This window comes from Streptomyces sp. WAC06614 (assembly GCF_003949795.1).
GTDB lineage: Bacteria > Actinomycetota > Actinomycetes > Streptomycetales > Streptomycetaceae > Streptomyces.
The window spans coordinates 1-11,323 of the sequence record NZ_RPRY01000230.1 but is presented as its reverse complement, the minus strand read 5'-3'; the positions used below and the strand labels follow the sequence as shown (position 1 = coordinate 11,323).

At 70.9% G+C, this 11,323-nt stretch carries 4 protein-coding genes, 1 tRNA gene, 2 rRNA genes and 1 pseudogene; 6 read left to right on the top strand and 2 right to left on the bottom strand.

The genetic code is table 11. The features are described 5' to 3' along the window. The 3 genes from EF918_RS25375 to EF918_RS25365 form a co-directional block, all read left to right on the top strand. Nucleotides 1-95 (top strand): 23S ribosomal RNA (locus EF918_RS25375); the annotation flags it as partial. An 80-nt stretch (nucleotides 96-175) separates the two neighbouring features. Then, a 5S ribosomal RNA gene (rrf, locus tag EF918_RS25370) occupies nucleotides 176-292 on the top strand. A 5-nt stretch (nucleotides 293-297) separates the two neighbouring features. Beyond that, nucleotides 298-370, top strand: a tRNA-Thr gene (locus tag EF918_RS25365). 96 nt (nucleotides 371-466) lie between these two features. Here EF918_RS25365 and EF918_RS25360 read toward each other — a convergent pair. Together EF918_RS25360 and EF918_RS25355 are read right to left on the bottom strand one after the other, a co-directional pair. Next, nucleotides 467-982 carry a DinB family protein gene (locus EF918_RS25360; protein ID WP_125650840.1) on the bottom strand — a complete coding sequence of 172 codons (516 nt, stop codon included), beginning with the start codon at nucleotides 980-982 and terminating at the stop codon, nucleotides 467-469. Between the two features lie 75 nt (nucleotides 983-1,057). After that, nucleotides 1,058-3,586, bottom strand: a complete 2,529-nt coding sequence (locus EF918_RS25355) for a SpoIIE family protein phosphatase (protein ID WP_125650838.1) — start codon at nucleotides 3,584-3,586, stop codon at nucleotides 1,058-1,060. Between the two features lie 110 nt (nucleotides 3,587-3,696). Here EF918_RS25355 and EF918_RS25350 point away from each other — a divergent pair, with 110 nt between their 5' ends. The 3 genes and pseudogenes from EF918_RS25350 to EF918_RS25340 all read left to right on the top strand — a co-directional run. Then, a complete protein-coding gene (locus tag EF918_RS25350; RefSeq protein WP_260610658.1) occupies nucleotides 3,697-9,099 on the top strand; it encodes a HAMP domain-containing protein in 5,403 nt (1,800 codons plus the stop codon). Between the two features lie 230 nt (nucleotides 9,100-9,329). Continuing rightward, nucleotides 9,330-10,013, top strand: coding sequence for a two-component system response regulator (locus EF918_RS25345; RefSeq protein ID WP_125650835.1), 684 nt, complete (start codon nucleotides 9,330-9,332; stop codon nucleotides 10,011-10,013). Between the two features lie 146 nt (nucleotides 10,014-10,159). Next, a pseudogene (locus tag EF918_RS25340) lies at nucleotides 10,160-11,323 on the top strand (cell division protein FtsK); the annotation flags it as partial.

Genomic DNA, 11,323 nt, shown 5'->3' with positions numbered 1-11,323 from the left:
AAGGCTCCCAGTAGACGACTGGGTTGATAGGCCAGATGTGGAAGCCTAGTAATGGGTGAAGCTGACTGGTACTAATAGGCCGAGGGCTTGTCCTCAGTTGCTCGCGTCCACTGTGTTAGTTCTGAAGTAACGAACTCGCCAAGCTCCGGCAGGCTTGAGTTCAACTTCATAGTGTTTCGGTGGTCATAGCGTTAGGGAAACGCCCGGTTACATTCCGAACCCGGAAGCTAAGCCTTTCAGCGCCGATGGTACTGCAGGGGGGACCCTGTGGGAGAGTAGGACGCCGCCGAACAACCCGCCCTTTTAGCTCAGTCGGTAGAGCGTCTCCATGGTAAGGAGAAGGTCAACGGTTCGATTCCGTTAAAGGGCTCAGAGAAAGGCCCCCACCATGCGGTGGGGGCCTTTTTGCGTTGGCGCTGTCGGCGTCGGACGGGGAGCCGCCTCCTGCGAGGCGGCTCCCCGCAGGTCAGTAGTAGCCCGTCTCGCCGTCCAGGAGCTCGCGCAAGGCGTCCAGGTGGCCCGCGTGGCGGGCCGTCTCCTCGATCATGTGGAGCAGGATCCAGCGCAACGAGGCGGAGCCGGCCTTGTAGTCGGTGTTACGGCCGGTGTCGTCCAGCGAGTGCGCCGCGATGATCTCGTTCGATATGGCGCACTGGTCGTCGTACTCCTCCAGGAGCTGGGCCAGCGTGGTGCCCTCGGCCACCTGCATGTCGGCGTCCTCGATGTCCCCGAACTGGGGATTCACCTCGGACGGGCGGTCAAGGAGCATCACTTCGAACCAGCAGTGTTCGACCCAGCGCATGTGGGACACGAGGCCGGCGACCGTCATCAAGGGGGAGGAGGGCAGGACGGCCCGGTGGGCGTCCTCTTCGGCCAGGCCCTGGCACTTCCACTGGATGATGGAACGCTGCATATCGAGCCAGCCCACGAGCTGGGTACGTTCATCTGCGGTATATGCGGGGCGAGTTCGGGGGGTCGGCATGCCCGGTGACGCTAGCGCAGGTTTTGGCCAACGCGCAGCTTTTTACTGTTGATTGTGCAGCTCCTTTGCCGATGATCACTCGCCGGTGCGCTGCTCGGGCACCCGGAAGGCGAGGATCGCCATGTCGTCGGAGGCCGGTTCCGCGGCGAAACGTTCGACCGCGCGCAGCACCCGGGAGGCCACGGCGCCGGCCGTGAGGCCCGTACAGGTGGTGAGCACGTCGCTCAGGCCGTCGTCGCCGAGCATGCGGGTGCCTTCGCGGCGCTCGGTCACCCCGTCGGTGACACAGAGCAGGACGTCGCCCGGGTCGAGCGTGAGCGTCTCCTCGTAGAGGTCGAGGTCCTCCATCACCCCGAGCAGCGGCTGGGGTTCGGCGGCCGGGGAGACCTGGCCGTCCGGGCGCAGGCGCAGCGGGAGCGGATGGCCGGCGCAGACCACCTTCATCAGGGCGCCGCCGTCGGGCTGGGGGTGGAGTTCGCCGTAGAGGAGGGTCAGGAAGCGGCTGCGGGCGCCCTCGTCGAGGATGGCGGCGTTCAGTCGCTCCAGGACGGCCGGTCCGCCGAGGCCCTCGCGGGCGAGCAGGCGCAGGGCGTGGCGGGCGAGGCCGGTGACGGCCGCGGCCTCGGGGCCCGTGCCGCAGACGTCGCCGATGGCGAAGCCGTACGCGCCGTCGCGGATGGGGAAGACGTCGTAGAAGTCGCCGCCGACCTCGTTGCCCTCGCCGGCCGCGCGGTAGATGACCTCGACCTCGATGCCGGGGATCGCGGGGGAGCCGGGCGGCAGCAGGCTGCGCTGGAGGGAGCGGCTGATGGCCATGCGCTCGGAGTAGAGGCGGGCGTTGTCGAGGGCGAGCGCGGCACGGCGGGAGAGGTCCTCGGCGAGTTCGAGGATCTCCTGGCGGAACTGTTCCCCGGAGGGGTTGCCCAGGGTCAGCATGCCGATCACCCGGTTGCGTGCGGTCAGGGGCAGGACGACGCTCTCGCCGCCGACGGCGCGGGAGGCGTCGGGCCAGGGGCGGGCGCCGGGCGGGTCGACGGTGCGCTCGGGCGGGCTGAGCCGGCGCAGCAGGGCCTTGAGGCCGTCGATGCGTTCCTCGTCCTCGTGCAGGACGTAGCTCAGGTGGGGTTCGGAGGACTGGTCGGCGATGGTCCACACGGCGCACCAGGTGGCGAGGGTGGGGACGGTCATCTGGGCCATGAGGGCCAGGGTCTGGTCCCGGTCGAGGGTGCCGGCCAGCAGGTCGGAGGCCTCGACGAGGAAGGAGAGCGAGCCGCGGCGCAGCCGCTCCAGCTCGCCGAGGCGGGCGGACTCGACGGCGAGGGCGATCCGGTCGGCGGCGAACTGCAGCCGCAGGGCCTCCTCGTTGGTGTAGCGGCCGGGGTTCTCGGCGGCGACGCCGAGGGAGCCGGTGAGCCGGCCCTCGACCTTGAGGGGGACGGTGACCACCGAGCGCATGCCGGTGGACTGCAGGAGCGGGACGGCGCCGGGGACGGCGGTGAGGTCGTCGTGGACGGCGGGCATCCGGGCGGAGCCGAAGCGGTTGGTCCCGGCCTCGACGGGGACGCGGGCGAAGCGCTGGCGGGTGGAGGGCAGGCCGGTGGTGGCCCGTACCTCCAGTTCGGTCTCGTCGTCGGTGGCGAGCAGCAGGAAGGCGGCGTCGGCGTCGAGCATGTCGCGGGCGCGTTCGACGGTGCGCTGGAGGAGGCTTTCGAGGTCGTCGGGGGCGGGGGAGCCGATGAAGGCCTCGAACGGGTCGGCGGTGCGGGTCTCGCTGAACGGCCCGGGGTCGGCGGAGGGGGTGCGGACCGGGGTCTGGAGCAGGGCGCGTTCGTCGTCGTGGACGAGCAGGCAGACCACCGAGGGCTCGCCGTGGGCGTCGCGTACGCGCAGGTGGGAGGCGTAGACGGGGATGATGCGGCCGTCGGCTCCGCGGATGCCGTAGCTGCCCTCCCAGCGGGACAGGCGCAGGGCCTCGATGATGCCGGGGCCGGTGCCGGGGGTCTGTGGCCAGGCGGCGAGGTCGGTGACGGGGCGGCCGAGGGCCTTCTCGGCGGGGTGGCCGAAGATGTGCTCGGCGTCCTCGTTCCAGGCGGAGACGTGGTCGTCGGCGTCGATCTGGAGGACGGCGACGCGGACCCGGGTGTCGGCGAGGGGGAGCATGCCGTCGGGGACGACGGGGCCCGCCGAGCGGGTACCGACCGGCCGGTCCGGGAGGTCGAGGCGGAACCACACCTGCTTGTGGGTGGGCGTGTACTCGACGCCCCAGCGGGTGGCGAGGGCGGCGCAGAGCATCAGGCCGCGGCCGCTCTCGCGGTCCGGGTCGGCGTACGGGCGCGCGCCGGGGTGCTGGAGCGGGAGCTCGCGCTCGGGGTAGCGGTCGGCGACCTCGACGCGTACGCCGTCCTCGGAGCGCAGGCACAGCACCTCGGCCCGGGTGCCGGCGTGCACCACGGCGTTGGTCACCAGCTCGCTGGTGAGGACGACGGCGTCGTCGACGACGTCCGCGAATCCCCAGCCCTGGAGGGTGTCGCGGACGAACGCCCGGGCAGCGGCGACCGAGCGCCCGACGGGTTCGAAGCTGGCAGCCGCCCGAGCCGTGATCACTGGTCTCCTTCGACGCGGTGGGACAGTCGGATGCCAGGTTACTTACCTTCGCCGTGGGTGCGGGTGCGGTCGTCACGAAGTCCACTCGCAGGTGCGGGCCGTGTGCGAAGGTGCCGAAGTGTTATGGCCGGGTTCCGTGCGGGAGGACCCCCAGGCCCGCGTGCCCGATCGCCGCCGTCTACAACGAGGTCGCCGACCGCAATCTGCACCTGACCGGCGAGCTGTCGCGGGTGCGTCGGATGGTCGGGCGCGAGGGCAAGCTGAGCGAGCGGCTGGAGACGGGGGTCTGCGAGGGCTCCTGGGCGGCCGCGATCGACGCCTCGAACCAGCTGGTCGACGATCTGGCCCGGCCGGTGTCGGAGGTCGGGCGGGTGCTCTCGGCGGTGGCCGAGGGTGATCTGCAGCAGCGCATGGAGCTGCGGACGCAGGGTCCGGACGGGGTGGGGCACCCGTTGCGCGGGGAGTTCCTGAAGGTCGGCCGGACGGTCAACAACCTGGTGGACCAGCTCTCGGCGTTCACCGACGAGGTGACGCGGGTCGCGCTGGAGGTGGGGACCGAGGGCAAGCTCGGGGGTCAGGCGCAGGTGCGCGGGATGTCGGGTTCGTGGAAGGACCTGACGGATTCCGTCAACACGATGGCGTACCGGCTGACCGCTCAGGTGCGTGACATCGCGCTGGTCACGACGGCGGTCGCCAAGGGTGATCTGTCGCGCAAGGTCACGGTGCACGTGGCCGGCGAGATGCTCCAGCTGAAGAACACCGTGAACACCATGGTGGACCAGCTGTCGTCGTTCTCCTCCGAGGTCACGCGGGTGGCCCGGGAGGTGGGCACGGAGGGCGAGCTGGGCGGCCAGGCCACGGTGCCCGGGGTGGCCGGTGTGTGGAAGGACCTGACCGACTCCGTCAACACGATGGCGGGCAACCTGACCGCCCAGGTGCGGGGGATCGCGCAGGTCACGACGGCCGTGGCGAACGGTGACCTGACCCAGAAGGTGACGGTCAGCGCGCGCGGCGAGGTGGCGCAGCTCGCCGAGACGATCAACCAGATGACCGACACCCTGCGTACTTTTGCCGACGAGGTCACGCGCGTGGCCAGCGAGGTCGGTGCGGAGGGTCTGCTGGGCGGGCAGGCGCAGGTGCCGGGTGCGGCGGGGACGTGGAAGGACCTCACCGACTCGGTGAACACGGTCTTCCGGAACCTGACCACTCAGGTGCGGGACATCGCCCAGGTGACCACGGCGGTGGCCAACGGCGACCTGTCGCAGAAGGTCACGGTCGACGTGGCCGGGGAGATGCTGGAGCTGAAGAACACCGTCAACACGATGGTGGACCAGCTCCAGGCGTTCGGTGCCGAGGTGACCCGGGTGGCTCGGGAGATCGGTGCCGAGGGCGAGCTGGGCGGGCAGGCGCACGTGCCGGGTGCGGCGGGGACGTGGAAGGACCTCACCGACTCGGTGAACACCGCGTTCCGCAACCTGACCGGTCAGGTGCGCAACATCGCCCAGGTGACCACGGCGGTGGCCAACGGCGACCTGTCGCAGAAGGTCACGGTGGACGTCTCCGGCGAGATGCTCCAGCTGAAGAACACCGTGAACACGATGGTGGACCAGCTCAGTTCGTTCGCGGACCAGGTCACGCGGATGGCGCGGGACGTGGGTACGGAGGGCCGGCTCGGCGGTCAGGCCCGGGTGGAGGGCGTATCCGGCACGTGGAAGGAGTTGACCGACTCGGTCAACTTCATGGCCGGCAACCTGACCTCCCAGGTGCGGCAGATCGCGCAGGTGACGACGGCGGTGGCGCGGGGCGACCTGTCGCAGAAGATCGACGTGGACGCGCGCGGGGAGATCCTGGAGCTGAAGAACACCATCAACACGATGGTGGACCAGCTCTCGGCCTTCGCGGAGCAGGTGACGCGGGTGGCCCGGGACGTGGGCACCGAGGGCCGGCTCGGCGGTCAGGCCCAGGTGCCCGGGGTGGCCGGCGTGTGGCGTGACCTGACGGACTCGGTGAACGGCATGGCCGGGAACCTGACCTCGCAGGTGCGCAACATCGCGCAGGTCGCGACGGCGGTGGCGCGGGGCGACCTGTCGCAGAAGATCGACGTGGACGCGCGCGGGGAGATCCTGGAGCTGAAGAACACCCTCAACACGATGGTGGACCAGCTGTCGAACTTCGCCGAGCAGGTCACGCGGGTGGCCCGGGAGGTGGGTACCGAGGGCATCCTGGGGGGTCAGGCGGAGGTCAAGGGGGTCTCGGGCACCTGGAAGGACCTCACCCAGTCCGTCAACTTCATGGCGAACAACTTGACCATCCAGGTGCGCAACATCGCCGAGGTGACCACGGCGGTCGCCATGGGCGACCTGTCGAAGAAGATCACGGTCGACGCCAAGGGCGAGATCCTGGAGCTGGTCACCACCGTGAACACGATGGTGGACCAGCTGTCGAACTTCGCCGAGCAGGTGACCCGGGTGGCCCGTGAGGTGGGGACCGAGGGCATCCTGGGCGGCCAGGCCCGGGTGCGCGGGGTCACCGGTATCTGGAAGGACCTCAGCGACAACGTCAACACGATGGCCGGGAACCTGACCGCGCAGGTGCGCGGGATCGCCCAGGTCTCGGCGGCGGTGGCCAACGGTGATCTGACGAAGAAGGTGACGGTCGAGGCGCGCGGCGAGGTCGCGCAGCTGGCCGACACGGTGAACACGATGGTCAAGACGCTGTCGTCGTTCGCCGACGAGGTGACCCGGGTGGCCCGGGAGGTGGGCACCGACGGCATCCTGGGCGGTCAGGCGCACGTGCCGGGCGTCTCGGGGACCTGGAAGGACCTCACCGACTCGGTGAACTTCATGGCGTCCAACCTCACCGGTCAGGTGCGGCAGATCGCCATGGTCACCACCGCCATCGCCAAGGGCGACCTGACCAAGAAGATCGACATCGATGCGCGCGGGGAGATCCTGGAGCTGAAGACGACCATCAACACGATGGTCGACCAGCTGTCGTCGTTCGCCGACCAGGTCACGCGGGTGGCCCGGGAGGTGGGGACGGAGGGCATCCTGGGCGGTCAGGCGCGGGTGCGGGACGTGGACGGCACCTGGCGGGACCTGACCGAGTCCGTCAACGAGATGGCCGGCAACCTCACCCGGCAGGTGCGGGCGATCGCGGCCGTGGCCACGGCGGTGACCCGCGGCGACCTCAACCTCAAGATCGACGTGGACGCGGCGGGCGAGATCCAGGTCCTCCAGGACAACATCAACACGATGATCGCCAACCTGCGCGACACGACGCTGGCGAACAAGGAGCAGGACTGGCTCAAGGGCAACCTGGCCCGGATCTCCGGCCTGATGCAGGGTCGCCGGGACCTGGACGACGTGGCCGGGCTGATCATGAGCGAGCTGACGCCGGTGGTCTCGGCGCAGCACGGCGCGTTCTACCTGGTGCAGCCGGCCGGTGGGGCCAGCGAGCTGGGCAGCGGGGCCGGTGAGGGGACGTACGAGCTGCGGATGCGCGGCAGTTACGCCTACGCGGGCGGGAAGATGCCGACGTCGTTCCGGCCGGGTGAGGGGCTGATCGGGACGGTCGCGGAGGAGAAGCGGACGATCCTGGTCGAGAACACCCCGCCCGGGTACCTGAAGATCTCCTCCGGTCTGGGGGAGGCCCCGCCGGCGCACGTGATCGTGCTGCCGGTGCTGTTCGAGGGCAAGGTGCTGGGCGTGATCGAGCTGGCGTCGTTCCAGCCGTTCACCCAGATCCAGAAGGACTTCCTGTCCCAGATCGCCGAGATGATCGGTACGAGCGTCAACACCATCAGCGTCAACTCCAAGACGGAGATGCTGCTCAAGCAGTCGCAGGAGATGACCGAGCAGCTGCGCGAGCGTTCCGACGAGCTGGAGAACCGGCAGAAGGCCCTCCAGGCGGCCAACGCCGAACTGGAGGAGAAGGCCGAGCTGCTGGCCCAGCAGAACCGGGACATCGAGGTGAAGAACACCGAGATCGAGGAGGCCCGGCAGGTGCTGGAGGAGCGCGCCGAGCAGCTCGCGGTCTCGATGCGCTACAAGTCCGAGTTCCTGGCCAACATGTCGCACGAGCTGCGTACCCCGCTCAACTCGCTGCTGATCCTGGCCAAGTTGCTGGCGGACAACGCGGACGAGAACCTGTCGCCCAAGCAGGTGGAGTTCGCCGAGACCATCCACGGTGCGGGTTCGGACCTGTTGCAGCTGATCAACGACATCCTGGACCTGTCGAAGGTCGAGGCGGGCAAGATGGACGTCTCGCCGACCCGGATCGCGCTGGTGCAGCTCGTGGACTACGTGGAGGCCACCTTCCGGCCGCTGACGGCGGAGAAGGGCCTGGACTTCTCGGTGCGGGTCTCCCCGGAGCTGCCGGCGACGCTGCACACCGACGAGCAGCGGCTGCTGCAGGTGCTGCGCAACCTGCTGTCGAACGCGGTGAAGTTCACCGACACCGGTGCGGTGGAGCTGGTGATCCGGCCGGCCGGTCCGGACGTGCCGCAGGCCATCCGGGAGCAGTTGCTGGAGGCGGGCTCGCTGCGCGAGCCGGACGGTGACCTGATCGCGTTCTCGGTCACCGACACCGGGATCGGCATCGCGGCCAGCAAGATGCTGGTGATCTTCGAGGCGTTCAAGCAGGCGGACGGCACCACCAGCCGCAAGTACGGAGGGACGGGCCTGGGCCTGTCCATCAGCCGGGAGATCGCCCGGCTGCTGGGCGGCGAGATCCACGCGGCGAGCGAGCCGGGCCGCGGTTCGACGTTCACGCTGTACCTGCCGCTGCACCCGAGCGAGCTGCCGCCGCAGGGCTACGCGCAGCCGGCTCCGGGCGGCCGTGCCGACCTGTACCGGCGGTCGGCGGAGGAGCAGGGCGCGCTGCCGCCGGCCCCGCTGCCGGTGCCGGTCCCGGTGGACGACCTGTCGCTGACGCCGCCCCCGGTCCCGCTGGAGCGCGGCCCGTACGCGGCGCCGGGGGCCGGGCAGGGGTCCGGGCAGGGCGGTGCGGCGGCGCTGTTCCGGCGCCGGCGCAAGACGCTGGGGGAGCCGCCGGTGCGCCCCGCGGTGCCGGGGCAGCCGGGGACGGAGGCCGGCTGGGAGGCGGCCGAGGAGCTGCCGGCGCCGCCGCGGACGTACGACTTCCACGGCGAGAAGGTGCTGATCGTCGACGACGACGTGCGCAACGTGTTCGCGCTGACCAGCGTGCTGGAGCAGCACGGGCTGGCGGTCCTGTACGCCGAGAACGGGCGTGAGGGCATCGAGATGCTGGAGCAGCACGACGACGTGGCGCTCGTGCTGATGGACATCATGATGCCGGAGATGGACGGCTACGCCACGACGGCGGCGATCCGGCGGATGCCGCAGTTCGAGGGGCTGCCGATCATCGCGCTGACCGCGAAGGCGATGAAGGGCGACCGGGAGAAGGCCCTGGACTCCGGTGCCACGGACTACGTCACCAAGCCGGTGGATCCGGACTACCTGCTGACGGTGATGGAGCAGCACATGCGCTGAAGATGATCGTCCGGTGGGCGGCGGTCGGGGAACCTTCTGCCGTTCCACCACGTTTCTTGTCCGTGCACAGTGACATCCTGGTGACAGGGTGTGGCGATCTCGGGACTGGGGCTACGATGACCGGCACAAGGACGGACGGCGCAAGGAAGCCGTTCTCTGGGGCGGGGCCCGGCGTGTCGGCCGGCGCCAGGAGCCGGGGAGGCCCCATGCCGGGGCGAGGAGGACAGGGCATGGTGCAGAAGGCCAAGATCCTCCTGGTCGACGACCGGCCGGAGAATCTGCTGGCGCTGGAGGCCATCCTCTCCGCGCTCGATCAGACACTGGTCCGGGCGTCGTCGGGGGAGGAAGCGCTCAAGGCGCTGCTGACGGACGATTTCGCGGTCATCCTGCTGGACGTCCAGATGCCGGGCATGGACGGGTTCGAGACCGCCGCGCACATCAAGCGGCGGGAGCGGACCCGGGACATCCCGATCATCTTCCTGACCGCGATCAACCACGGTCCGCACCACACCTTCCGCGGCTATGCCGCCGGTGCGGTGGACTACATCTCCAAGCCCTTCGACCCGTGGGTGCTGCGGGCCAAGGTGTCGGTCTTCGTCGAGCTGTACATGAAGAACTGCCAGCTGCGCGAGCAGGCCTCGCTGCTGCGGCTCCAGCTGGAGGGCGGCTCCTCCCCGAACGGGGTCGACGGCAAGGAGGCGGCCGGGCTGCTGGCCGAGCTCTCCGCGCGGCTGGCCGCCGTGGAGGAGCAGGCCGAGGCACTGACCAAGCAGCTCGGTGAGGAGTCCGCCGATCCGGCGGTGGTCGCCACCGCCGCGCACCTGGAGCGCAAGCTGACCGGGCTGCGGCGGGCCCTGGACGCCCTGGAGCCCGGGGCGGGCGGTGGGGCGCCGGTGCTGCCGGCGCAGACCTGAGTCCGCGTCAGGACCCGTTCCCCGCCGCGTGACAGGGCCGCGCCGCGTCCGTCCGTGCGTCACATCGCGTACGCGGAGGCCGACACGAACGGGTGAAGGGGTGGGCACGCGTGTCCACCGGCGTGCGCACCGGTACCCTCGCCCCCATGGCCTCACGTACGTCCGGCAAGGGTTCCCAGAGCACCGCGGGCGCCGCCAAGGCCCGCACCGGCCGTACGACGGCGCCGGCGAAGAAGGCGGCGCCCGCCCGCAAGCCCGCCGCCAAGAAGGCGGCGCCCGCGAAACGGCCTCCGGCGAAGAAGGCGGCGCCCAAGCCCGCACCGTCCCCGACGGGGGGCGTGGTGCGGCTGGTGCGTGCGCTGTGGCTGGGGCTCGCGCACGCGGTCGGGGCGGTCCTGCGCGGCTTCGGCCGGGGTGCACGCAACCTCGACCCGGCCCACCGCAAGGACGGCATCGCGCTGCTGCTGCTGGCGCTCGCCCTGATCGTGGCCGCCGGCACCTGGTCGAACCTGAGCGGGCCGGTCGGGGAACTGGTCACCATGCTGGTCACCGGGGCCTTCGGGCGGCTGGACCTGCTGGTGCCGATCCTGCTCGCCGTCATGGCCCTGCGGTTCGTCCGCCATCCGGAGCAGACCGACGCCAACGGCCGGATCGGGGTGGGCCTGACCGCCCTGGTCATCGGGGTCCTGGGCCAGGTGCACATCGCCTGCGGGGCGCCGGGCCGCGGTGAGGGCACCGCCGCCATGCGCGACGCGGGCGGGCTGATCGGCTGGGCCGCGTCCAAGCCGCTGATCTTCACCATGGGCGCGCCGCTGGCCGTGCCCCTGCTGGTGCTGCTGACGGTCTTCGGCCTGCTGGTGGTCACCGCCACCCCGGTCAACGCGATCCCGCAGCGGCTGCGGTCGCTCGGCATCAAGCTCGGGATCGTCGCACCCGGCCCGTACGACGGCCAGGGGGCGGACGAGGAGCAGGACGGGGCCGCCCCGCGGCACGACGCGGAACAGTGGCGGGCCCGCACGGCCGGCCGCGGCCCGGCCGGCGACCGTACCGGGGCGGACTCCGCCGAGGAGGAGGCCCTCGCCCAGCGGCGCCGGCCACGGCGGACCGCCGCGCAGGCCCGGCGGGAGCGGGGGATGGACGCGGTCGACGTGGCCGCCGCCGCGGCCGCCGCCCTCGACGGCGCGGTCCTGGGCGGGCTGCCGCCCTCCCCGCTGGTCGCCGACCTCACCCACGGCATCACCCCCGACCCCGCGGGCGGGGAGATCACCACCCCCGTCCCGGCGGCGGCGCCGTCCGCCCCGGCGCCCCCC